The following is a 23,097-nucleotide window of genomic DNA, read 5'->3' as shown; positions in this document are numbered from 1 at the left end:
AACTCAGGCCGTGGCGTCCCGGTAGTCGCCGAGACAGCGGAAGGCGCCTCTGGTCGCCCGGAACAGGTACATCGCGTCCGCGTACCGGTAGGTGGACGCGTCGTAGCGCAGCCGTTTGGTGATCCCCCGGTAGTCGGTCTCGCGCAACCGGCCCATGATTGCGCCCCGTTCCGCGCGCGACGCGCCCAGGGCCGTCATGGCGCGGGCCACGAAGAGCGTCGCGTCGTAGGCCTCGGCGGAGTACCAGGGCGGTGCGGTGTCGAAGCGGGCGCGGTAGGCGGCGACGAAGGACTTCGCTGCCGTCACCCGGGCCGGATCGAGGAAGGCGGTGGCGAACACCCATCCGTCGGCGGCGTCGCCCGCCGAGGTGAGGAAGCGGGGGTCGAGGGCGCGGTGGCCGGCCAGCCGCGCACCGGAGTAGCCGGCGGAGCGCAGCGCCCGGGCCAGCTGTGCGGCCCGCGCGTACCCGCCGCCGAACACCACCGCGTCCGCTCCCGCATCCGTCACCGACTCCGCGAGGGCCCGGAAGTCACGGTCCGCGCCGTCCTCGGCGGCGAGGGTGCGCCGGACCGTGGTGCGCTGGGCGGATCGGACGGCCTCGTCGACGCCGGCGCACAGACGCCAGCTGAAGTCGCCCTCGGCGCCATCGTCGATCAGCGCCGTCTTGCGGGCCCCGGCGGTGCGGACGAGGTACCTGAAGACCGGCGCCGCCAGGGTCGCGTCATCGGGGCGGGTGGCCGCGTACACCCGGTACTTGGTGGTGTCCACCTCGTTCAGTCCGACCGACACGGTGACCATCGGGAGCCGTGCCTGCTGGTAGAGGCCGAGGGTGGCCTTCGCACCGGCGTCGGTGGTCGGCCCGAGCACCGCGCGGACCCGGCCGTCGGCCGCCAGCCGCCGGGCGACCTGCCGTGCCCGGGTCGCGCTTCCTTCGTCGTCGTGCACCTGGAGCGCCAGGTCGAAGCCGCGCCCGGCGCGGGAGTTGAGGTGGTCGAGGGCGAGCCGGACGCCGTTCTCCTGGGCGCGGCCCGTCGTACGGCCGCTGCCGCTCAGGTCGGCGTGCAGGGCGACCACCAGGCGCGGGAGGCGGGTTCCGCTTCCCTGGGCCGAGGTACGGCCGGGGCCGTTCGCCGTCCACCACGCTGCCGTTCCGCCGGCAGCCAGGACCCCGGCGGCCGAGCCCAGTACCAAAAAGCGGCGGCGCGTGGCACCTCCCGGGCCGACGGCCGTCTCGGCGCCGGGCGCCGCGTCGGCCACCGTCGCCCCGGACGCTCCGGACACCTCGGTCGCGTCGACGGCGGGCAGGGCGAGCACGGCGGCCGAACGGCGCGCGATCAGCCGGGTCAGGGACTCCGGCAACCAGCCCCCGCCCTCGCCCGTACCGTCCAGGGCCCGACGTATCTCGGCCACCGCCGGCCGGGAGCCGGGCTCCTTCGCCAGGCACCCCCGCAGCAGTGGCAGCAACGGCTCCGGTACGCCGTCCAGTTCCGGCTCGTCATGGACCGTGCGCACCAGAGCCTCGGCCGCGGAGCCATGCCCGAAGGGGCGCTCGCCCGTCACGGCGTACGCCAGCAGACAGCCGAGCGAGAAGACGTCACTGGCCGGCCCGATCTCCCGGCCCCTGCCCTGCGCCTGTTCGGGGGAGAGGAACCCGGGGGAGCCGACCACCATCCCGCTGGCGGTGAGCGCGGTGTCCTCCGGCATCCGGGCGATACCGAAGTCGATCATCCGGGGTCCGTCGACGGCGAGCAGCACATTGCCGGGCTTGACGTCCCGGTGCACCAGCCCCGCCCCGTGCACCGCCTCCAGCGCCTCGGCCAGCCGCGCGCCCAGGACGCGGACGGTCCCGTACGGCAGCGGCCCGCACTCCTGCACCGCCTCCGCCAGCGAGGGCCCCGGCACGAACGCCGTGGCGAGCCACGGCGACTCCGCGTCCGGGTCCGCGTCGAGCAGCGGTACCACCCAGGGGTTGGCGACCCGGCCCCCCGTCTCCACCTCACGGCGGAAACGGGCCCGGAACCCCGCGTCGTCCGCGTGCGCCGCACGGATCACCTTCACCGCGGCGAGCGCGCCTCCGGCAGAGCGGGCCAGATACACCACACCCATGCCGCCCGCGCCCAGCCGGCGCAGCACCCGGTAGCCCGCGATCCTGGCCGGGTCGGCGCCGCGCAACGGCTGCATCAGCGCCTCACCCGGTGGACACCTGGTACGAGCGCCCCATCAGGTGGACACCTGGAACGGCGCCACGCCCTGGTACGCGAACCGGCCGCCGGCGACCTTCCACAGGTAGACCCCGCTGCCGTCGATGACCAGGGCCCCGGTCGCCTTGTCGAACGCGAGGTTCCGGCTGATCCCCTTGTACGTGGCCGAGCGCAGCGCCGTCGTCAGGTTCTGCCGGGTGCGGCGCCCGGCGGTCAGCGAGCGCAGAGCGCGTACGGAAAGTTGCGCCACGTCGTACGTCTCGACGGCGTACCGCTCCGGCTCCGCGTCGAAACGCTTGCGGTAAGCGGCCCTGAACGCCTTCGCCTCGGGCGCCACGGTGGCGTCCATGACCGGGGCGACGATCACCCAGCCGTCCGCCGCGTCCCCCGCCGCGGACAGGAACCGTGCGTCGAGCACCCCCTGGGCGGCAGCCCTGGCCCCCGGGAAGTCACGACTGCCCAGTTCCCGGGCCAGCAGCGCCGCCCGGTCGTGGTAACCGGCGAACACCACGGAGTCCGCGCCCCCGTCGAGCAGGGCATCCAGGGTTGGCCCGAAGTCGGTGCGCAGGGCGCTGACCACCTTCGGCACGGCCGGCTGCCGTTCCTTCCGCAGGATATTGGCGAGGCTGCTGCTGATCTCCCAGCCGTAGGCGTCCGCCGCCCGGTCGTCGACGATCCCGACCGTGCGCGACCTCGCGGTGCCGCGCACATACGCGTCCAGGTAGAACGGCAGGACCGTGTCCGTCACCCGGGCGTGCAGGAAGGACCGGCTGCCCGTCACCCCCAGCACGGTGGCGCCGGGCGACACCGCGATCAGGGGCAGCGAGGCCGCATCGTACGCCGCCAGCGAGGCCAGGGCGGTGGCGTCCGTGGTGGGACCGATCACGGCCAGCACGGAACGGTCGGCGACGAGCTTCGCGGCCGCCTCGGGTGCCCGGGCCGGATCGCCACCGTCGTCCACCGTCTTCACAGCGAGAACAAAGGGACCGTCCGCACGGGAGTTGAACTCCTCGACCGCCAGCCGCAGCCCCCGCTCCTGAGCCCGGCCGACCGCCTTCTGATCGCCGCTCAGGTCGGCATGCAGACCGAGGGTGTACACGGGACTGCTGGAGTTCGGGGCGGCGCTGTCGTTCTCGCCGTCACCGGAGAGCGCCGCCCACGCGGCCAGTCCGCCCCCGGCCGTGACCACCGCCGCGCCTCCGGCCAGCAGGAGGAAACGGCGTCTGCCGACGGCACGGACCGCGGGCTGCGCCGCCGTGTCCGTCGCAGCGGTGCCGACGGACACGGCGGCGACCTCGGTCTCGTCGATGGAGGGCAGCGCGAGCCCGGCGGCCGACCGTTCCGCGATCAGCCTGACCAACGGCTCGGGCAGCCAGGCCTCGTCGCCGGGGGCCGACTCTTCTTCGCCTTCGCCGGGAATCCTGTTGTCCTCGGGTTCCGGAGGACGTACGACGCGCAAGGCCTCCCGCGGGTCGCAAGGCGAGGCGGGCGACGAGGGCGCGGCGACCGTCAGGGCCTCGGACAGCGCCTCGGCCGTAGGCCGCAGCTCCGGGTCCTTCTCCAGACAGCTGCTCACCACCTCGGCGAGCTCCGCCGGAACACCCTCCAGATCCGGCGCGTCGTGCACCGTCCGGTACAGCAGCGCGTCGATCGACCCGGTACCGAACGGAAGGCGCCCCGTCGCGGCGAAGACCAGCACGCAGCCCAACGAGAAGACGTCTCCGGCCGGTCCCGGATCCCGCCCGCCCCGCGCCTGTTCCGGTGGCAGGAACCCCGGCGTGCCCACCACGACACCGGTCGAGGTGAGCGCAGTGTCCTCAAAATTGCGGGCCACACCGAAGTCGATCAGCCGTGGGCCGTCGAGCGCCAGCAGCACATTGCCCGGCTTGACGTCCCGGTGCACGAGACCGGCCGCGTGCAGCTCCCCCAGCGCCTCGGCGAGCCGCGCCCCGAGCACCCGCAGGCTCGGCACCGGCAGCGGCCCGTGCGCGGCGAGAGCCTCGGCGAGCGAGGGACCGGGGACGAAGGCGGTCGCGAGCCAGGGCTGTGCCGCCTCGGGGTCCGCGTCCACCAGGGACGCCACCCACGGGCTGGTCATCCGGCGGGCCGTGTCCGCCTCACGCCGGAATCGCTCCCGGAAATCGGGGTCCTCGGCGTACTCGGCCAGAATCACCTTCAGCGCGACCAGAGTTCCGCCGGCCGAGCGGGCCAGGTACACCACCCCCATACCGCCCGCACCGAGCCGTCCCAGCAGCCGGTAGCCCGCCAGCCTGGCAGGATCCGAAGTTCGCAGCGGCTCCATCACTTCCCCTTCAGCCGCTGCTCGATGCGCGTCAGCATCTGAGCCAGGGCCTTGCTGCCCAGCCGTTCGAGTTCCTGCGCGGTGTTGCCCTTCGCGCCCGTCACAGAGACGGCCACGACGACCGTGCCCAGCCGGGCGACCATCCACCGGTACGGCTGTGCGGCACCGCCGTTCTCGACGTAATCGCCGGCCTCGAGTACGGAGTCGTCGGCGTACTCCTGCTCGCGGGCGCCGAAGGGGGTGCCGAGCGACATGAGACCCGTGATCCGCTCGTCGGACCGGGGCCGCTGCTCCGGGCAGCGCAGCACCTCTTCGAGGGTGGTGCTCAGCTGCTCGTCGGCGCCGAGGACGGAGGAGTGCACGGTGGCGACCGCCGTCACCTTGACCGCGCCCTTGCCTCCGCCGGCCGGCAGTCGGCTGTAGCGGGACGTGCTCGCCAGCACCCCGCGCGAGAGCTTCTCACGCTGCCAGCGGCAGTCCTCGTTCAGCACGGCCCAGGTACCCGGGGTGCTCTCGGCCGGAGTCTGGGCGACGAAACTCCGCCCCCAGCCGGCCGGGGCGAGCACGACGGACTCGGCCAGCCGGCGCCCGTCCTTGGCGGTCCGGGGGACGAGGGAGGCATCGGGCGTGAAGACGGAAGAGGCGGCGGACGCGCCGGCCGACGGGCTCTCCCCGCTGACCGGCGAGGAACTGGCCGAGGCGCGCGGCGAAGTACCGGCCGAGGGCGAATCGCTCTGCCGGGAAGGCTGGTTGTCCGTCCCCTGGTCCGAACACCCGGCCAGCAGCGTCCCCGCGACCAGCAGCGTCACCCAACTGCCCCGCATCCCATGGGCGTTGCTTGTCACTCAGTCCCCTCAACACCGTTCGTGCCATTCGACTCGTCGAACATAGATGGCCGGGAGGGAACGGACCTCCGTAGAACCACGTATCTGGGTACGTAATCCGCAAGCGGAACGACGACAGTCGCGGTCAGCACCAACGCGCCCGCAATCACGCACAGGAACCGTTCGAAGAAGACGACCGGGATACCCCTCATCGGGGGAGCAGGGCGGAGGCGACGGCGCCCAGCGTCGTCGTCACCACCACCGACGCCCAGAACAGTACGGGCCGTACGACGACCCGTGGAGGCGAGCCGTGCCGGCGCCTCAGCAGCCCGCGACACCCGATGTGGACGGTCGCCCAGACCCAGCCGACGATTCCGACCAGCGCGGACGCCATGTGCCGGGCGCTCCACCGGGGTTCCGGGCAGGGTGCCCGGTTCTTTAGGGCCGGGGTGAATGCCCGCCCCCGCGTAGCGAGGCAGAGGCAGCCGTTACGCCCCCTGGGAGTAACGGCGTTCACCATCCGCGACGGCGCGGCGAACAAGCGATACAAGCCACGAGTTCAGGGAGCGGTCGTCAGCCTCGGCGGCGGTCTTGGCCTGCTCATGCAGATCAGAGAGGAGAGAGAGCGCGGAGAGCGCGAGCGCGCATCCTCACCCACACCTGCGGAGCCGTGCCGTGCTGAACCCCACCGACGAGCAGCAGCCGCAGCCGACGCCCTGTTCGGACGGCGCCAGGCGGGCCGGTCAGTAGCCGCCGCTCTGTGACGGCGAGGTCTTGGTGATCGCCTTGCCGTCGGTGCCCAGCACGTACCACTTGGCGCCGAAGGCGTCGAGCCCCTGCCCGTTGGTCTGCCCGGCCTTGGTGTCGTCGGCGAACGTGTAGAGCGGGTGCCCCTTGTACGTGACCTGCTTCGAGCCGTCGCTGCGCGTGATGGTCGACAGCAGCTTGCTGTTGACGCCGCCCCCGGCGGTCGGCTTCCCCTGCGCCTTCAGCGGTGGCCAGGCCTTGGCGCAGTCTCCGTTGCAGGTGGACTTGTTGGTCTTGTCGGACTGGAAGAGGTAGAGGGTGTGCCCCTTGCTGTTGACCAGGATCTTGCCGAGGGGACCGGACTTGGTGGTCACCGTCGCGGAGGACGAGGCGCTCACCGCCGATCGCGCTGCCTGGACGCTGCCTGCCGAACCGTGGCTGCTGCCATCGGCGTACGCCACGGTGGCCGCGGACAGGAAGAGTGCCGTTCCGGTGGCTGCGATGAATGCTCGGGTGTGGTACTTCACGAGAAGTCCTCCGGCTGCTATCGCCTCGGAGTGTCTTGCGGCCGTTGCGCTTCGGCGCGCGTCGCGTACCTTCCATTACACGCCAAAGTCGACAACCCGGCCACACGGCCGTCCCGTCACCACCGCAGGCCTGCGGTGCGCGTGCCGCAGGCTGTCTCTAACTTGATCTTGCACTTGTGTGGCGTGGTAATGGATTGGTCCGTCGCTCCCTCCATTACCGTCGTCGTAGCCGCGCAATGGGGTTGTCGGCCTTCGAAGTTGGGCCAGTCCGCCGCAGCCGATGGACCCGGCTAGGCCACTCGTCGGCCTCAGCTCAGCTCGCCGGCCAATAGTGGAGAGAGAACCGCCGCGCATGGCGGGCACTCCGACAGCGAAGCTGCGGAGCGGGCTGTTGGCGCGCTGAACTCAGGGGTGAGTGGAGACCAGGCGTCTTTGGTGGACAAGCCGCGGAATCTGTCGCGGACCTCGCTGGGGGCGCTGATCATCAGAGCGCGGATCTGGTTGATGGCCTGGGTACGGGCCTTGACTGCGGAGTTGCGAGCCACGCGCAGGACCCGGATGCTTTCCACGACGCCGTCGCGGGTCTTCGGGGTGCCGTCGGCACGGCCCGACAGAACAGCGGTGGCGGCCGCGTAGGCGTCGACGGGGTCGGACTTGCCATTGGCACGGCGGGCCTTGCGGTCGGGACGGTCAACCTCGATGACCGTGAGTCCGTTGCCGCGCAAGAAGCGGGAGAGCTCGGCACCGTAGGAACCGGTCCCCTCCATCCCGACAGTGATGATCTCGCCGTGGGAGGCGAACCATTCCAGCAGTCGCCAGTAGCCGTCCGGGGTCGTCTCGAATGATTCCGTGGCCAGATGGCGGCCCACTGTGTCGATGACAGCGGCCTGGTGAAAGTCCTCGCCAGGACAACTCGACAGCGTCGGTGGATTTTTGGGTCAGGCCCGAAGCGATCACCCAGCCATCATCACTGTGGATTTTGGTGGTCAGTCCGCCCCGGGATCGGCCGAGGGCGTGATCGTCCGGTTCGTCCGGCCGGTGGATCCCCCTTTTCGGCCGGTGGCGGCGGCGTGCTGGTGAGCACGCACGATGGTGGAGTCGATCTGCACGAGCCAGTCGATGTCGCCGGCCGCGTCCGCTCGAGCATGGATCTGCTGGAGAGCCCGGGTGAACACCCCGTCCAGGGCGTAACGACGGAAGCGGGTGCAGACCGTCTTCCACGGTCCGTAGCGTTCCGGCAGGTCACGCCAGGAGATCCCCGTCCGGATCTTGTAGACCATCCCGTTGACGACCTGCCGATCCTCCACGCGGGGACGACCTGTCGCGGCCCGCGGTATGAGCGGAGCGAGTAACTCCCACTCTAGATCGGTGAGTTCATGACGACGTATCACCCCACCATGATCCACCAACCGGCGATCTTTGAAGACGGACCCTAGTAGATCGACAGGTCAGAACATTGCCCAACCAGTGATCCATGCCAGCTTCGTCACGCTTTCGCCGCGATTGAGCGGAAGCAGGGGGCGGGAACCGTCTCTGCATCCCCTTTGCGGCCGCCTGGGCCGCCGTGGCCGTAGCCGCGTTCGTGGGCGAGCCTGGCCAGCGTGGCGCCGGCATCCAGCCGACTTCCTGCTCGCCTTCTTTCTCACCTCCGTAACAGCAGCCGCGTTCTGCGACGACGACACGCCGTGGACGCATTGGTAACCCTTCAGCAACGCCTGTTTCATCCAAGGCCCACGTCGCCGGAACGGGGGCTGTGAATGCTCAGAGAAGACGACTTAAGGCCACTGCCCAGACCGCTTGGAGACATGTCGGATTGCAGCGCAGGCGAGTCAAGGCCGCGCAAGTGCTCGGCTTTCGATCCATTTCCTCAGGGAGAGAAACGATGAGTGAGCGTCCCCGAGTAACCGCGGATGAGTTGACGCAGGCAGCACTTACCGGCGCCATGAGAGCTTTGGACGAACAAAATTCGGACCCCAGTGGAGCGATGAGCGAGCGTTCCCGAGTAACCGTGGATGAGTTGACGCAGGCAGCACTGGCCGGCGCGATAAGGGCTTTGGACGAACGAAATTCGGACCCCAATAGATCGTCTTCTTTCCCTGACCTTGGGCTCACCACAGTCGGCATCGCATTCCACTTTTGAGTGACCCTTGGCTTGAATCGCAAAGCAAGGGAAGCGCCCCGCCCCCTACTGGCAAAGGATAAACATGCCTTCCGAGGAGCACGCTGCGGAAGATCGCAGCAGGGACCAGGACCTGTACTGCCCCAGCGCCCAGCCGGACATGTCCGGGGCTGTGGTGTTCGGCGTGGTGGCCGGAACAGCCAATGAGCCGCATGTGCGCTATCTGGACCAAATGGTCCCCGTAACCCCAGAGATAACGGATCTGGCCCAGCCAGTCGAGCCCGCTGAGGTGTTCCGTATCGGCGCCCCTTGCGCAGGGAGCCTGTGTCGTCACTTCGACGGTGCCCAATGCAGCTTGGCCCAGAGGATCACACGCAGTCTGCCGCCAAGTACAGGTAGCCTGCCAGCTTGTCGACTGCGACCTCGCTGTCGCTGGTGGCAAGAGCAGGGCGAAGATGCCTGTCACCGCTGTCCGCTAATTGTGACCCTTCAACAGCATCCATCTCCTGACGTCGTCGAGGTTGCGAGACCACCCGACGACTCTCCGTCCTGAGCTGCACTACGCGGACCTGGCGCCGGCGCAGTATGAGAAGCCCGTAGGCCTGCTCGACCTTTCATCGCTGGGGTTGCGGCAGGAACCCCCGGTGCCCAGGGTCGCGTTCGACGAATGCGACGTCGATGCCCAGGCCGACGCTGTGTTCGCTGACTTGGTTCTTGAAGCACTCGTAGACCAGGGCCGGACGGTGTTGCCAGCGTGCTCGGAAACCTGGTCCAGCAGGACGATGCCCGCGGTGCTGTCGTGAATGTTCGCAGCGAGGACGACGACCGCGATGATCAGGCAGAGGACGTCCAGGTCAGGCCACGCTTGCGGCCCGGCACCTGCTTGGCCAGATCGAGGCCGGTCATGGAGGCGGGGACTCTGGCGGCCGGGTGGACGCTCTGGGTGTCCGGCGCTACCAGGGTCGGCCTTCCTCATCGGCGGCCGCGTATGCGGACTTGGCCGCTCAGGAGTTCATGGTTGGCTTCGTCCCCCCTCCTGAAGGGAGGGGGACTACTCCGGCTCGCACCGGAGGATTCCCGGTGCGGTCTTGCACTGGCTCCACAGGCTGTCACCGCCAGTCCGGCGGCCAGCAGGTTTTCGCGGCGTTCACGTCCCGGTCGTGGACCCTGCCGCAACCACCTGTCCAGGTAACGACGTTGAGTGGGAAGTGACCAGGCCGAATGAGACGGCGCTGGGACGAAGAGCGCGTCCTGTTGCGGAGGAACTACCTGCTCAACCAGACAGGTCAAGCGGCGCTGGGACTCATCGGCCCACACCTTCGCGGTATCGCGGTAGAGCCTCGACCGGACGCGATCGTCCTCCACTTCGCCATCACCGCACGCACTGCTGAGGTGGAAGAAGACCTCGACGACATTATCTTCGAGCTCGAGGTGTTCCTCGGCGGCGGACCCGAACACGTTCGGCGATCACAGCTGAGGTCCATGTTGGTGGGACAGACGCTACGTGGCTCGGGCGCCAGCACGCTCTGCTCTACGTCGCGAGCCGGAAGCCGGGTGACCGAGGCCCAGGGGTTCTGACGATTCCTCGTCCAGGGCCAATGGCGCCTTGAGCGACATGATCCTTTGGCACTTGGGCAGGCTGGCGGTACTTCGTCCGTGCTCGGAGCCGAGCACAGCTTTGCCGCGGAGACTGTCGGTGCTGATCATGGACTCGGACGCGCTGCTGGTAGAGCGACAGCTGCGAGCCGACCAGCTGGAATGCCCGCTGTGTTCCTCGGTCCTGGCACCGTGGAGGCATGGGCGGCCCCGGGAGATCCCGGGTGACCTGGGGACTCGTCTATTTCTGCGGCCGCGCCGTACGCGCTGCTCGGGCTGCAAGGTGACGCACGTGCTGCTGGCGGAGGTTCTCTGGCCGCGGCGGGCGGATGTGGCCGTGGTGATCGGGCCGGGCTGGAGATAGCCGCTCTGGGCATGGGGAACCGCCAGGTCGCTGCCCACTTGGGCTTGGCCGAGGGCACGGCCCGTGGCTGGTTGCGGGCGTTCGCCGGGCGGGCGGAGGCCGTGCGCCGACATTTCACCGTCGCTTTGGTCGCGCTCGCGGACGACCCGGTGATGCCGGATGCGGGGCCGCCGGCGTTCGCCGACGCGGTCTCGGTGGTCGCGGCCGCCCATCGGGCGGCCGCGACGAAGTGGCCGCACATGCTCACGGTGTCGCGGTGGGAGTTCGCCGGGCGGGCGATAGGCGGCAGGGTCCTGACCTCGCCTTCTATCGCTATTCGATCAACACGGGCCGCCCCTAGGCGGGATCGGAGGGTGCCGGAAGTCTTGATCGCGTCCGCCGGGATGCGGCGGGCTCTGTTCGAGACGCGAGGTGGGTTGCCTATGTCACCGACTGAGGATGAGGACCGTCGTCGGGCGGAGCGGGCCCGGCAGGTGGGCCTGTTTCGCTACGGCCTGATCCAGGACCTGATGACACGAAGCTCACGACACGCCAGCGTGGGAAGCTCGCCCGCGAACTGGCCGCGAAAGAGCACACCGACCCGTTCGGTCGGCAGGTCAAAGTGACCCGCGGCACTTTGGACCGCTGGGCCCGCCACTACCGAGCCGGCGGATTCCCCGCGTTGGTGCCAGCCCCGCGGCAGGTCACCCCGCGGACCCCGGTGGAGGTCCTGGACCTGGCGGCCGCGCTGAAGAAGGAGAACCCCGCCCGCACCGCGGCCCAGATCCAGCGGATTGCGGACGACTCAGGGCTGGTCGCCGACCGACCGGACGCTGCAGCGGCACTTCGCTGACGCTGGCCTGACCGGCGCCGGCGGCGAGAAGAACGTGTTCGGCCGGTTCGAGGCCACCCCGGGCAACGAGCTGTGGACCGGCGATGCCCTCCACGGACCGAAGATCGGCGGGCGCAAGACGTACTTGTTCGCGTTCATCGACGACCACAGCCGGGCGATCGTGGGCCACCGGTTCGGGTTCGCCGAGGACACCGTCCGCCTGGCCGCCGCCCTGCGGCCGGCGCTGTCTGCCCGCGGAGTCCCGGAGTCGATCTACGTCGACAACAGGTCGGCTTTCGTGGACACGTGGCTGCTTCGGGCATGCGCGTCCCTGGCCGTCCGCCTCACGCACTCCAAGCCCGGACGGCCGTAGGGCAGGGGGAAGATCGAACGGTTCTTCCGCACCGTCCGTCACCAGTTCCTGGTTGAACTCGATGACGAACGTGTCGGTCAGATTGACCATCTCGCCGAGCTGAACAGGCTTTTCACCGCGTGGGTGGAGACGGTCTATCACCGCCCGGTGCACTCGGAGACGGGGCAGCCTCCGCTCGAACGGTGGCTGGGTTCGATTCCCCGGCCGCTGCCGCTGCCCAGCCCTGCTGATCTTCGGGAGGCGTTTCTGTGGTCGGAGTTCCGGACCGTGACGAAGACCGCGACGGTCAGCCTGCACGGCAACAGCTACGAGGTCGACCCGATGCTGGCCGGGATGAAGGTCGAGCTGGTCTTCGACCCGTTCGACCTGTCAGAGATCGAGGTGAGGGCCTCGGGCAAGAGCGCGGGCAAAGCCGTTCCGCACCGGGTGGGGCGTCACACGCATCCGAAGGCGAGGCCGGAGACACCGCCGGAGTCGGCCCCGCCAACTGGAATCGACTGCCTGAAGATCCTCGACGAGAAGCACAGGGCGAACACCGCGAAGGGCATCAACTACTCGTCTCTGATGGACGACGGGCGGGGAGCTCGATGATCGACCGCATTCAGGGGTACTTCGGTTTCACCCGTGTCCCGTTCGGCCGCAACCTGGCCCCGTCCATGCCCCACCAGCACCATTCCCACCGGGAAGCCGCCGCCCGCATCGCCTGGTGCATCAACGACCGGGCGATCTGCTTGGTCACCGGCGAGGTCGGATCCGGCAAAACGGTCGCCCTCAAAGGTGCCGTCGCGTCGCTCGACCCGGCCCGGTTCACGGTGATCTACCAGCCCAACCCCGAGGTCGGCATGCGCGGCCTCTATGACCGGATCGTCACCAGCCTGGGCGGGACTCCCAAGTTCCACCTGGCCGCTCTCGCCACCCAGGCGTCCGCCGCGCTGGCCGCGGAGGTCGACGAACGGGGCACGCCGGCCGTCGTGATCGATGAATCGCACCTGCTCGACCACCAAGAGCTGGACGCGATCCGCATGCTCACCAACTACGACATGGACTCCACGACGCCGTTCGCGGTGTCGCTGATCGGCCAGCCCACCCTGCGCAAACGGATGAAGCACGGCGTCCTGGCGGCCCTGGACCAGCTACCAGATGCCCACGATGACGAAGGAGGAGACCGCCAGCTACATCAAGCGCCATCTCACGATCGCAGGACGAGAGGACACTCTGTTCTCCGACGATGCGGTCGAGCTCATCCACCTCACCAGCCGCGGCCTGCCCCGCTCGGTCAACAACATCGCCTGGCAGTCCCTCATCGCCGCTTTCACCGAGGAGAAGGGCATCCTCGACGAGTCCTCCACCCGGACCGCTATCACCGAGACCCACGCGACAGAGTGAGCACGAAGCCGACACCGTGTTCACGAGGACCCCGGCGGCCTGACGGCCGCCGGGGTCATTTCATCCCTACCCGTCGACAATCAGCACGTCGCCTTCATGCTCATCTTCAGCGTCGCTCAACAGGCGAACGCGACCCCTGTGCGTGATCAAAGGCTTCGAGAACCTTGATCATCAGGGGTCGCGTCTCTCGTTTGCCAAACCGGGCGAACCGACCACGGCGGCGCGTACGCAGGCGATCAGCTCATCTCGCCGACTGAGAACGCATCAGCCCTGGTCCACCTAGGTGTAGAACGAGATGCCGAAGGGAAGCGAAAAGCCCCACCTACTCGCGGCGCCATTAGCCGGCGGGACAGGCTGATGATCGATCTGCTGCACGTACGACCTAGTGCGTTCAGGAATTCCGGCGGTATTCATCCACTGCAGCTGCGCGGAGCAACCGGTGCAGTTATTCCAGAATGCGTCGAAGAGACCCCTCGTGTCGTCCGCGGCCTCCAGCGGAACGCCTTGGCGCTGCGCCTCGTTCCTCACGTGATCGGCGAAGTGGTTCGGGTCACTGAGGTCCTGCAGGATTTTTGCGAGCGCATCCGCAAAACCTTTGTTCACGAGGTCGACGACGGCCTGATACTGGTCGAAGTCAGCTCTTGTTGCTGGTGCTTCTGCGTGTGCGGTAGCCATCTCGGGTTTCCCTTCTGTGTCAACTCCCGGACCATGCGCTGTTCTCTCAGATAGTCGCAGGGGGCGGTGTTGCCTTGTGGAGCAAAGCCTTGGATCCACGAACCTCCTACCAGGATGAATATCTTCAAGGCTTCTACCCGTGAGCATCCACTGTCCTTGTTCCAACGACGTGGCCGAATGGTGTAACGAGCGTTGAGCAATCGTTGCCTGTACATCAACGACACGTCGTCACAGCAGGAAGTGGCGGCTAATGAGGGTGCCAAAATGAGTGGGGCCAGGTTGGCGTGGGCTTCGGAGACGACGAGCTGGACGTCAGACAAGTCCCGGGCGATCAGAGAGCACAGGAACGCCGAGCCGGTGCCGTCCTCGCTGGGGGCGCCGTCCAGGCCGAGGACCTCGGTGCCCGCCGGCGTTGACGCCGACCCAATCAACGCGTGGAGTTAGATCAGGCCCCCCGCAGGCCCCTCCTAGGTCAGTGCGTCTACCCAGACGAACGCATCGGCCCGGCACCCAGAGGTCGGTTGCGGAACGCCGCGAGTTGCTCGTCCAGGTGCCAAGTCATCGCCGAGACTTGGGACTTCGACAGCTGGGTCACTTCGAGGGACTCGGCGAGTCGACCCCATGGATAGATACGCCCAGCAGATGGGCGGTGGCGACCACGCTGATGAGAGCCTGCTCGGCCCCTCGGCGGCGCTCCAGCAGCCAGTGAGGGAAGTAGCTGCCGCTACGGAGCTTGGGGAGATGGCGAGTACGACGGTGCCGGCCCGGTGTCCCACTCGCGTGAGCGGTAGCCGATGCGGTGGTTGGCCGTCTTGTCCCTGACGTGCCCGTATCCGGCGCTGCAGAGGGCGTTGGCCTCAGCACACCTGAGTGCGTCGGTGAACGTCTTCACCATCGCGTGCGCCAGATCGGGACTTCGGCGGCGACGTTGCCGTCCGCGAGGCCGTGTAGGGGCAAATTGTCTGGTGCGGTCATCGTGCCGATTTCCACGAGCATGGGGGGCACTCGAAGACCAGCCAGTGGCCGTTCTTGTATCCGGACGCCCTCTCCGACGGGGGGCGAACTCCTGGATCGGGTGGGAACCACTGCACCCCACTCCCGGGATGCAGTCAAGGCTGCCACGCCGCTACCTGCGTCGATGCGTGGGCCAGAGGGATGCGCTCGGAACATGTCGAATGCGTAGTGGTGAATGTGTCTGGGAACGAGGCATCGAGCGAGGTATCGCTCGTAGGCTGCGTAGTGTTGGTGATCCTTGTCGCGCTGGCAACGTTGTCTTCGGCGAGATGTCCACGACGATGCGGTGAGAGGCCTTCCGCAACGGATCGATCGTGGTGGCCGCCAACGGGTTTGGACGGCGGCAGGTACTGGTGTCCTGGTCGCTGCCTCAGGCAGTCAGAGCGGCACGCTCGGGCTTTAACGTTTAGGGGCAACGCCGGTGCGTTACGGCTCTGGGTCAGGTGGTCGGGGTCGTTTGATGCGGATGGCTTGGGTGCCGGTGTGGGTGGGTTGGGGCCAGGTTTGGTGCTCAGGCCGCTTGAGCCAGTAGTTGGACATCTCGCGCTTGGCGACGCGGGACACACCTGATGAGACGCTGTTTGTCGCGATCATCTACGTCCTGGTAGCGGTTGCGCCTGGCAGTCTTTGCCGCCGTGCTTCGAGCATTCCAAGCCCGAGCGACTCCACACCGACAAGGCCGATGTGCTGGCTGTGGAGCCATTTCCTCAGGTCGGGCAGGTCGTAGGCTCCGCATCGCGCGCAAGGGAATCGACTCAAGCGAATGCCTGGGCCGCCGGCGGTGGGCCATCGAGCGCACGACCTCCTGGCTCACCGGATACCGCCGCCTGTCCCTCGCTACGAGCACCATGCCCGCAACTATCTGGCCCTCCTTGATCTCGGCGCCGCCATCTGCTGCTACAAGCGCTTCCTCAAGCTGACCATGCAGGACACGATGTTAGAGTCCAACCAGTTTTCTCCATGTCTTGTTTCCTACGATACCGTCCGAGATGATCCCTTTCTTTTGCTGGAACCATTTCACGGCCGCTTCAGTCTTCGGGCCGAATGCCCCATCGACACTGAGGGCCGGCGTCCATCCCAGGTCATTTAGGCACCGCTGAATGTTCTTGATTCCTTCCGCTTTCGGAGATCCCTGCCTAGCGAACGGCTGGTCAGCTGCCTCACGCTCGGCCCGAGTGGGGAATTTCGTCAGCCATTCACTGAGGTCGTCTGGCAAGCTTCCTGAATAATGCTCCTGTCCCGGACGCCAGCCCTCTATTTTTTGGATTGTCTCAGCAAATTTCGTGACCTGCCCGTCCATCAACTCTTCGACCGTCGTGGTCGTGCTCACCCCAAGGCTCGTGGCAATATTCTGCGCATAGACCTCAGGGTCGTTCGGCCCGTGCCCACTGGGGGCGTAGACTCTCATCATCTCTAGGATCGTCTTCGAACTGCGCTTCAGCAGGAAGCTTCGGATGGCCTGAAATCCTTCGGCCTCGGTGGGAAAGATGGCGAAAATATTGTTGCACTTCCCTCTATACGCTCCGTAGCTCTCCGCTTCTCCCGATCGCACGATGTTGCCAGGGTTCTTGTCGTTCCAGGAGATGCTGCCCTCGGTTCTTATCGCGTCCTCATAAAAGACGTGATCAATCCCAAGTATGCTGACTACGTCGCCAGGTTCCACGTCTTCTCGGATGTCACGCATGGAATTCTCCTTCTAGAGTGGGGAGGTCGAGCTCTATTTCATTTTCTGAGGCCCGACTCGCATCCGTTTCTGTTGCCCTGGCTGATACTTTCTTTCCGGTGGCATCACCTTCTCTTTCCGATTTCGATCCCAGTCGTTCGCCATTCCTTTCAGACGACGCCACAAGGCGCGAACGTGATGCCTCCCGTGGCGATATCAAGCCGTGCCGCAGACTCCTCCATAGGAGGGAGACCCTCAGCCTTCTGCTGTGAGCATCCGCTATCGCTGTTCGGGTGACGTGGGCCAGACGGTGCAATAGCGTTGCTCAGGCGTTTCCCGAGCATCAGCAACCCGTCGTCGCGATGGTGTCCCGCTGCGTCGTGTAGTCAGTGAGCGTTTTCAGCGTTGCCTGTCCAGGGTGAGGACAGGCCTTGGAGGACGGTCATGCGGTTGGGGCTGATGTGAGCCCTGCGGAAGATCTGCCAGGACTTCAGCCGTGCCATGCCGCGTTCGACGGGGGCTCGAACCTGGGCCAGTGCGCGGTTGACGGTGCGCTGTTGGGGGGGGGTGCCCCTATGGGTTTCGTCAAGCTGATGTGGCGGGCTGTGGGTCGTAGAAGGTGCCGTCGCGGAGCATCGCGAAGAGCACGTCGGCTCGTCGTCTGGCGAGGCAGAGGAGGGCCTGGGTGTGGTGCTTTCCCTGGCTGATCTTCTTGTCGTAGTAGGTCCGGGAGGCAGGGTCGGCCAGAGCCGCGAACGCGGACAGGAAGAAGGCCCGTTTGAGCTGCTTGTTTCCGCGTCGGGAGGGTTGTTCGCCGCGGATCGAGGAGCCCGAGCTGCGGGTTGTTGGGGCGAGGCCGGCGTAGGCGGCGAGGTGGGCGGCGGTCGGGAACGAACTGCCGTCGCCGACGTCGATGAGGATGCGGGCTCCGGTCCTGACGCCGATCCCCGGCATGGACGTCAGGACCTTCGAAAGAGGGTGGTTCTCCAGCAGTTCCTCGATCCGAGTGGCCAAGAGTTTCCGCTGGTCAAGCACCGCTCGGAGCGAGTTGGCGAGGCTGGGGACGATCAGAGCGGCCGCGTCGGTGCCTGGGACGACAACGGTCTGTTCGTCCAGTGCGGTGAAGATGTCGTCGACGAGTCGCTCGGCCATCCGCGGTGCCTTCGGACGTATCAGCGTCACGAGCCGGCGCCGTCCGGCTTTGCGGATCTGGGCCGGGGAGCCGAATTGGTCGAGGAGTTCGAGCACGGCCGGGTGTTGGACGCGCGGGCCCAGTACCCGTTCCAGCGACGGGTGGATCTGCGTCAGCAGGCCCCGCATGCGGTTGCTGATGCGGGTTGCTTCGCCGGCCAGGTCGTCGTCGAAGCCGACGATCATCTCCAGCTCGGCGATGGTCTCTTCCTCGAGGGCGACCGAGCGGAGTGTGTGAGGCATGACGCGGGCCGCGTCGGCGATGACGAACGCATCCCGGGCATCGGTCTTGGCCTCGCCGGGATAGAGGTCGGCGATCCGCCGCATCGTCAGCCCGGGCAGATAGGCGACTTCGCAGCCCATGTCCCGGGCCACTGCCAGCGGCAGAGCCCCGATCGAGGCCGGCTGGTCGACCACAACGAGCACGGTCCCGTGCTTGGCCTGCAGCTTGCCGAATACTTCGCGGAGCTTTGGCTCGCTGTTGGGCAGCCGCTTGTCGAAAGCCTTCTTTCCGGCTGGGGTGACGGCGGTGGCGTGGTGTTCGCCTTTGCCGACGTCCAGGCCGAGGAAAGCGCCGATGTCACTGACGTCGATCACGTGCGTCCTTCGGTCGTCCTCGCCCGGCCGTCCCACGGCACCGATCGCCACATCCACATTACGAAGAGCCTCCCGACCTGCGAAGAAGCCGGTGGTCATGCCCCTAATCAGCGGTCTGTCGATGCCTTCGAAGCCGGTGACACCACCCCCCAAGACATGCGATCGACAGGGGGAGAAAGTCATGCCCACTCCGAAGGCCGGGCGCCCCATTGCGGGGCTACCAAAACGGTAATGGGGGGGGGGTGAGTTCGTCGCCGGGTGGCCGTTCGAGCCCGGTGGTCACCCAGGTGCCGCCACCCTGGCAGGCGCGGTCGGCCAGGACCGGGACGCCCTGCCGCTCGCAGATCCGGATGATCCGGTGGCAGCGGGCCGAGGTCAGGTCATGGGTACGGCCCGGCAGCGCGGGCGAGATCCACAAGCACCTTGCCGGTGGGGTCGGTGACGACCTGGACATTCACCCCGCGGCGGCGGCGTTTGGCCGAGTAGTCGCCGCGGCCGTCGCCGGTCCGGTCACACTCGGCAAGGGTCCCGTCCAGCAGGACGAAGTCCGGGTCGCTCTCACGCAGGACCGTCAGCAATCCCGGAGCACGACCGGCGAGCAGACCGACGACGCCCACACTTATCTAGCGTTATTTCACGTTTGAGCAGGTCAGGCTAGCGCCATGGTTCAGGCACGTGAGGCATGTTTTCGTCCGACCGGGGCCTGCGTGGCGCACGGGCCCCGGCCGGACGTCTTCGCGGTCCTGGTGCGGGCTACGAAGTGAGCTGCTCCAGGAGCCAGGCGATGATGGCCCGGATGGTGCCGGAGACGGCACCGCTCAGCGCGGCATCGGTCAGGTTCAGGCGCTTGCGGGACATGCGACCTCCACGGGATTGTGCTGGGCGGGTGGGCAGCCGGCCGGCTCGTTGTCCACGCTGGGGCCCTCGCGGAGATCGACTCTGAGTTGCGACGAACCATCCCCTGATGAGGACAATGGTGCTGTTCAGGGGCATATCGAATGCCTAGCCGGGGGAGGTGGTTCGATGAGTGGCGACACGGGAGGCGGCCCGACGGGTCAGAGGCGGCCGCGGATGCTGGGGCGGGCACGGGTGGGATGGCCGCGGGCGCTGCGGGAGCTGAAGGACCTGCTGTACGAGGTGTATCTGGCGGCAGGCGCCCCGAGCCTGGATGGCATCGCCGCGGACATCGGCAGTGCCGATGCCGAAGACCCCGCGATCGCTGGGGCGCCGAGCCGGGATTCCGTTCGTCGCATCATCAGCGATCCGGTGCAGCCGCCCAGCCAGGCCGATGTGGTTTCCGTTGCTGTGGTGCTGGCCCGCGGGGCTGCGTGGGATGCCTCGGATCTGGCCGGGCGGGTACGTGCCCTGTGGGTCCAGGCCCGGATGGCGCAGGGCGTCGGACGGCCGCTCAGCGAGTTCGACGACAAAAACGTCCTGGCTGACCTGGAAGTCCACCCGGCTCTGGACACCGGTAACGCCTGTGACTTGTTCGGGGCCCTGCCCGCCTACGTAAAGCGCGCGCACGATGAACGTCTGGCGGCGGTGGTTGATGCTGCAGAGACCGGACGTAGTGGGATCGCGGTCCTGGTCGGCGGTTCCTCCACAGGCAAAACTCGAGCCCTGTGGGAGGCGGTCCGGGGGCTACCTGCCTCCTGGCGGTTGTGGCACCCCCTAAGCTCCGCCCGCCCAGGTGCGGTGCTGGGTGACCTTGCGGAGATTTCCCCGCGCACCGTGGTGTGGTTGAACGAGGCACAGCTCTACCTCGGCCCGGACCCGCTCGGCGAGCAGGCTGCGGCCGGTCTACGCGGCCTGCTGCACGACCCGTCGCGCGCCCCGGTGCTGGTGCTGGCCACCCTGTGGCCCGAGCACTGGAACGTCCTTACCACCCGAACCGACCTGGACCGGCACGCTCACGCCCGGGAACTGCTGCACGGGCACAAGATCGACGTGCCGGACGCTTTCACTCCCAAAGACCTGGCCGGCCTCGCCGACATCGCCGGTGATGATGCACGGCTTACCGAGGCCGCCAAGCGTGCAGACAGTGCCCAAGTCACCCAGTACCTGGCCGGGGTGCCCGTCCTGCTCGAGCGCTACGACGTAGCCCGGGGCGCCACCCGGGCCCTGATCGACGCTGCCATGGACGCCCGCCGTCTCGGTGCCGGCCCACACATCCCGCTGGACTGGCTGGCCGATGCCGCCCCCGGCTACCTCACCGACACCGACTACCACGCCCTCGGCGAGGACTGGCTCTCCCAGGCCCTCGAATACGTCACCACACCCTGCAACGGCATCCCCGGCATCCTCACCCCCGTCAAACGCTGCTGGCACCGGGCAGTCCGCCCAGAACACGCCTGGACCCCACTATCTGCTGGCCGACTACCTCGGCCAGCACGGCCGCCGCCACCGCAACGAGACCATCCCTCCCATCGACTTCTGGACCGCAGCCGCCCGCCACGCCCATCCCAGCGACCTCAACACCCTCGGCAACGCCGCCTGGACCCGCGGCCTCTACCAGGACGCCGCCCAGCTCCACAAACATGCCACCACCCACGGCAATCCCCACGCCCCAGCCACCCTCTTCGACCACTTCCACCGCCTACATCCCACCGATCCCCGCCCCGCCCGATGGGCCGCCGCGCACGCACCCCTCGACAACCTGGACGAAGTGTGTTCGCTGCTGCACCTGCTGAGGGAGGCGGGGGCACGGGAGCAGATGGACGCCCTGGCCACCCGGGCCGCCGCCCACGCCCCCCTCGACGACCCACGCGCGGTCGGCCGGCTGCTGTACGAGTTGGGGGAGGCGGGGGCACCGGAGCAGATGGACGCCTTGCTGGCCCGCGACCCCGCCGCCCACGCACCCCTCGACGACACGGGCTCGGTGGTCCGGTTGCTGGGGGCGTTGCGGGAGGCGGGGGCACGGGAACAGACGGACGCCCTGGCCACACGCGCCGCCGCCCATGTACCCCTCGACGACCCGAGCACGATTGCCTGGCTGCTGGGGGCGCTGCGGGAGGCGGGGGCACGGGAGCAGATGGACGCCTTGCTGGCCCGCGACCCCGCCGCCCACGCACCCCTCGACAACACGTACGACGTGGTCTGGCTTCTGGAGGCGTTGGAGGAGGCGGGGGCACGGGAGCAGATGGACGCCTTGCTGGCCCGCGACCCCGCCGCCCATGTACCCCTCGACGACACGTACCCGGTCGCCCGACTGCTGTACGGGCTGCGGATGGCGGGGGCACGGGAGCAGACGGACGCCTTGCTGGCCCGCGACCCCGCCGCCCATGTACCCCTCGACGACACGTACCCGGTCGCCCAACTGCTGTACGAGCTGGTGAAGGCGGGGTCACGAGAGCAGACGCGCGCCCTGCTCACGCGGGCCGCCGCCCACGCACCCCTCGACAACCCGAGCACGGTGGTCTGGCTGCTGGAGAGGTTGCGGAAGGCGGGGCTCCAACAGCGGGTGGACGCCCTGGCCACGCGGGCCGCCGCCCACACCCCCCTCGACGACCCGCGCGCGGCGGCCCAGTTGCTGAAGGCGTTGGGGGAGGCGGGGGCACGAGAGCAGATGGACGCCTTGCTGGCCCGCGATCCCGCCGCACACGCCCCCCTCGACACCCGGTACGTGGTGGACCGGCTGCTGGAGGCGCTGTGGGAGGCAGGGGCACAGGAACAGACGGACGCCTTGCTGGCCCGCGACCCCGCCGCCCACGCACCCCTCGACGACATGTACAACGTGGCCCGGCTGCTGGAGGCGCTGCGGGAGGCAGGGGCACAGGAGCAGACGGACACCCTGGCCGCGCGGGCCGCCGCCCATGTATCCCTCGACAACCCGCTCGCGGTGGCCCAGTTGCTGAAGGCGTTGCGGGAGGCAGGGGCACGGGAGCAGACGGACGCCTTGCTGGCCCGCGACCCTGCCGCCCACGTCCCCCTCGACCGCCCGCGCGTGGTCGCTCGGTTGCTGTACGAGCTGGAGGAGGCGGGGCTCCAGCAGCGGATGGACGCCCTGGCCACGCGGGCCGCCGCCCACGCCCCCCTCGACGACCCGCGCGCGGTGGCCCAGCTGGTGGAGGCGTTGCGGGAGGCAGGGGCACGGGAGCAGACGGACACCCTGACCTCACGGCTTCCCGCCGCCGGGCTCTTCGACCAATTCATCCAAGTTGAAGGCAACTTGGAGCAGTTCCGGTTCGGGCGTGAGCCCAATGGGAGTGCCGCCTCCCCATGGTCATGGGACGACCTGGAGTAATCCAGCCAGGACCCCAAGGCAGAACGTGCTGCCAGACATCACCAACATGCCTGAACACCCTCGGATAACCGTCAGGCACGCTGCTGAGCCTCTACATAGCTCACATGCCAGACACCCATTTCTTACCCCGAGATAACAATGACGTATGCGCGAGCGGTACCGACGGATATCCCGAAGCCGGCCACGATGAATGCGAGGGTGCCGTGGCGGCACAAGCACACCAGGCCGACCAGCGCACGCTGGTGCCACGGGAGCGTGCACCGCCCGTCACCCTCACAGGTGGCGACGAGCACCGTCGTGACCCATCCGACCACAGCGTGAGGCAGCTCAAGCGCGGCAGGACAGGAAACCAACGAGCCTCCTGTGCCACTGGGTTGAGACTTCGAACATCTCCCCCAACAGCACGGGGACCTCATGCGTTACAGTCCCCCGCCCCAACAGCACCGTCACCCGATCAGTTCCCA

The 23,097-nt window shown here is 68.0% G+C and carries 16 protein-coding genes and 8 pseudogenes; 7 read left to right on the top strand and 17 right to left on the bottom strand.

Translation table 11 applies throughout. The features are described 5' to 3' along the window. Positions 1–3 precede the first annotated feature (3 nt). From OG788_RS00925 to OG788_RS00890, 8 genes and pseudogenes are all read right to left on the bottom strand, one after another. The gene (locus OG788_RS00925; RefSeq protein WP_406368462.1) at positions 4–2,181 is read right to left on the bottom strand and encodes a bifunctional serine/threonine-protein kinase/ABC transporter substrate-binding protein; all 2,178 of its coding nucleotides are present in this window, start codon (positions 2,179–2,181) and stop codon (positions 4–6) included. Positions 2,182–2,220: 39 nt separating this feature from the next. Beyond that, a complete protein-coding gene (locus tag OG788_RS00920; protein ID WP_406368460.1) occupies positions 2,221–4,503 on the bottom strand; it encodes a bifunctional serine/threonine-protein kinase/ABC transporter substrate-binding protein in 2,283 nt (760 codons plus the stop codon). Beyond that, a complete protein-coding gene (locus OG788_RS00915) occupies positions 4,503–5,348 on the bottom strand; it encodes a hypothetical protein (protein WP_406368458.1) in 846 nt (281 codons plus the stop codon). Before OG788_RS00915 ends, OG788_RS00920 begins: the two co-directional genes overlap by 1 nt. A 187-nt stretch (positions 5,349–5,535) precedes the next feature. Further along, on the bottom strand, positions 5,536–5,721 hold the full coding sequence (locus OG788_RS00910) for a hypothetical protein (protein ID WP_406368456.1): 186 nt from the start codon (positions 5,719–5,721) through the stop codon (positions 5,536–5,538). Positions 5,722–6,070: 349 nt separating this feature from the next. Continuing rightward, positions 6,071–6,601: a hypothetical protein gene (locus tag OG788_RS00905; protein WP_351552319.1), complete on the bottom strand. Its 531-nt coding sequence runs from the start codon at positions 6,599–6,601 to the stop codon at positions 6,071–6,073. Positions 6,602–6,909: 308 nt separating this feature from the next. Further along, positions 6,910–7,470 (bottom strand): transposase, encoded by a 561-nt coding sequence (locus tag OG788_RS00900; RefSeq protein ID WP_406368454.1) that lies wholly within the window; start codon positions 7,468–7,470, stop codon positions 6,910–6,912. A 100-nt stretch (positions 7,471–7,570) separates the two neighbouring features. Further along, positions 7,571–7,992 (bottom strand): annotated as a pseudogene (locus OG788_RS00895) (IS5 family transposase); the annotation flags it as partial. A 1,700-nt stretch (positions 7,993–9,692) separates the two neighbouring features. Beyond that, a pseudogene (locus tag OG788_RS00890) lies at positions 9,693–9,925 on the bottom strand (hypothetical protein); the annotation flags it as partial. Positions 9,926–11,236: 1,311 nt separating this feature from the next. Between OG788_RS00890 and OG788_RS00885 the strand changes: the two are divergent. From OG788_RS00885 to OG788_RS00865, 5 genes and pseudogenes are all read left to right on the top strand, one after another. Beyond that, a complete protein-coding gene (locus OG788_RS00885) occupies positions 11,237–11,512 on the top strand; it encodes a helix-turn-helix domain-containing protein (RefSeq protein WP_406376642.1) in 276 nt (91 codons plus the stop codon). After that, entirely contained in the window at positions 11,454–11,864 is a 411-nt protein-coding gene (locus tag OG788_RS00880) for a transposase family protein (RefSeq protein ID WP_406368453.1), read from the top strand. The genes OG788_RS00885 and OG788_RS00880 overlap by 59 nt, the downstream gene beginning before the upstream one ends. Before the next feature lie 123 nt (positions 11,865–11,987). Then, on the top strand, positions 11,988–12,455 hold the full coding sequence (locus OG788_RS00875) for a Mu transposase C-terminal domain-containing protein (protein ID WP_406368452.1): 468 nt from the start codon (positions 11,988–11,990) through the stop codon (positions 12,453–12,455). Continuing rightward, positions 12,452–12,907: pseudogene (locus OG788_RS00870) on the top strand (AAA family ATPase); the annotation flags it as partial. The gene OG788_RS00875 and the pseudogene OG788_RS00870, both read left to right, overlap by 4 nt. Positions 12,908–13,004: 97 nt before the next feature. Continuing rightward, the gene (locus OG788_RS00865) at positions 13,005–13,250 is read left to right on the top strand and encodes a hypothetical protein (RefSeq protein WP_406377029.1); all 246 of its coding nucleotides are present in this window, start codon (positions 13,005–13,007) and stop codon (positions 13,248–13,250) included. Positions 13,251–13,529: 279 nt separating this feature from the next. Here OG788_RS00865 and OG788_RS00860 read toward each other — a convergent pair whose 3' ends face one another. Continuing rightward, the gene (locus tag OG788_RS00860; protein ID WP_406368451.1) at positions 13,530–13,925 is read right to left on the bottom strand and encodes a hypothetical protein; all 396 of its coding nucleotides are present in this window, start codon (positions 13,923–13,925) and stop codon (positions 13,530–13,532) included. Between the two features lie 481 nt (positions 13,926–14,406). After that, a pseudogene (locus tag OG788_RS00855) lies at positions 14,407–14,789 on the bottom strand (transposase). Positions 14,790–15,492: 703 nt separating this feature from the next. Between OG788_RS00855 and OG788_RS00850 the strand changes: the two are divergent. Beyond that, positions 15,493–15,861 (top strand): annotated as a pseudogene (locus OG788_RS00850) (hypothetical protein); the annotation flags it as partial. A gap of 15 nt (positions 15,862–15,876) precedes the next feature. On the opposite strand, the gene OG788_RS00845 reads toward OG788_RS00850, so the two are convergent. The 6 genes and pseudogenes from OG788_RS00845 to OG788_RS00820 all read right to left on the bottom strand — a co-directional run bounded on the left by OG788_RS00845 (position 15,877) and on the right by OG788_RS00820 (position 20,983). After that, a complete protein-coding gene (locus OG788_RS00845) occupies positions 15,877–16,623 on the bottom strand; it encodes a peptidoglycan-binding protein (protein WP_406368449.1) in 747 nt (248 codons plus the stop codon). A gap of 378 nt (positions 16,624–17,001) precedes the next feature. Further along, a pseudogene (locus OG788_RS00840) lies at positions 17,002–17,159 on the bottom strand (transposase family protein); the annotation flags it as partial. A gap of 28 nt (positions 17,160–17,187) precedes the next feature. Next, positions 17,188–18,390: an IS110 family transposase gene (locus OG788_RS00835; protein ID WP_406376641.1), complete on the bottom strand. Its 1,203-nt coding sequence runs from the start codon at positions 18,388–18,390 to the stop codon at positions 17,188–17,190. A gap of 241 nt (positions 18,391–18,631) precedes the next feature. Then, positions 18,632–19,001: pseudogene (locus tag OG788_RS00830) on the bottom strand (transposase family protein); the annotation flags it as partial. A gap of 1,189 nt (positions 19,002–20,190) precedes the next feature. Continuing rightward, positions 20,191–20,739 (bottom strand): hypothetical protein, encoded by a 549-nt coding sequence (locus tag OG788_RS00825; protein WP_406368447.1) that lies wholly within the window; start codon positions 20,737–20,739, stop codon positions 20,191–20,193. Further along, on the bottom strand, positions 20,702–20,983 hold the full coding sequence (locus OG788_RS00820; RefSeq protein WP_406368445.1) for a hypothetical protein: 282 nt from the start codon (positions 20,981–20,983) through the stop codon (positions 20,702–20,704). Before OG788_RS00820 ends, OG788_RS00825 begins: the two co-directional genes overlap by 38 nt. A gap of 72 nt (positions 20,984–21,055) precedes the next feature. On the opposite strand from OG788_RS00820, the gene OG788_RS00815 reads away from it, so the two are divergent. Next, positions 21,056–22,633 (top strand): hypothetical protein, encoded by a 1,578-nt coding sequence (locus OG788_RS00815; RefSeq protein ID WP_406368444.1) that lies wholly within the window; start codon positions 21,056–21,058, stop codon positions 22,631–22,633. A 125-nt stretch (positions 22,634–22,758) separates the two neighbouring features. Here the strand turns inward: OG788_RS00815 and OG788_RS00810 are convergent. Further along, positions 22,759–22,986, bottom strand: a pseudogene (locus OG788_RS00810) (IS5/IS1182 family transposase); the annotation flags it as partial. Between the last annotated feature and the right edge of the window lie 111 nt (positions 22,987–23,097).

It is taken from the genome of Streptomyces sp. NBC_00647, assembly GCF_045207245.1.
Taxonomy (GTDB): Bacteria; Actinomycetota; Actinomycetes; order Streptomycetales; family Streptomycetaceae; genus Streptomyces.
Note: the sequence above shows the minus strand (reverse complement) of the source record. Positions and strands in the feature narration are given on the sequence as shown.

What these genes read in the sequence shown, in the direction of transcription:
- OG788_RS00925 (WP_406368462.1), bottom strand. Translation starts at nt 2,181, where the DNA reads ATGCAGCCGTTGCGCGGCGCCGACCCGGCCAGGATCGCGGGCTACCGG.
- OG788_RS00920 (WP_406368460.1), bottom strand. Translation starts at nt 4,503, where the DNA reads ATGGAGCCGCTGCGAACTTCGGATCCTGCCAGGCTGGCGGGCTACCGG.
- OG788_RS00910 (WP_406368456.1), bottom strand. Translation starts at nt 5,721, where the DNA reads ATGGCGTCCGCGCTGGTCGGAATCGTCGGCTGGGTCTGGGCGACCGTC.
- OG788_RS00865 (WP_406377029.1), top strand. Translation starts at nt 13,005, where the DNA reads ATGCCCACGATGACGAAGGAGGAGACCGCCAGCTACATCAAGCGCCAT.
- OG788_RS00860 (WP_406368451.1), bottom strand. Translation starts at nt 13,925, where the DNA reads ATGGCTACCGCACACGCAGAAGCACCAGCAACAAGAGCTGACTTCGAC.
- OG788_RS00845 (WP_406368449.1), bottom strand. Translation starts at nt 16,623, where the DNA reads ATGCGTGACATCCGAGAAGACGTGGAACCTGGCGACGTAGTCAGCATA.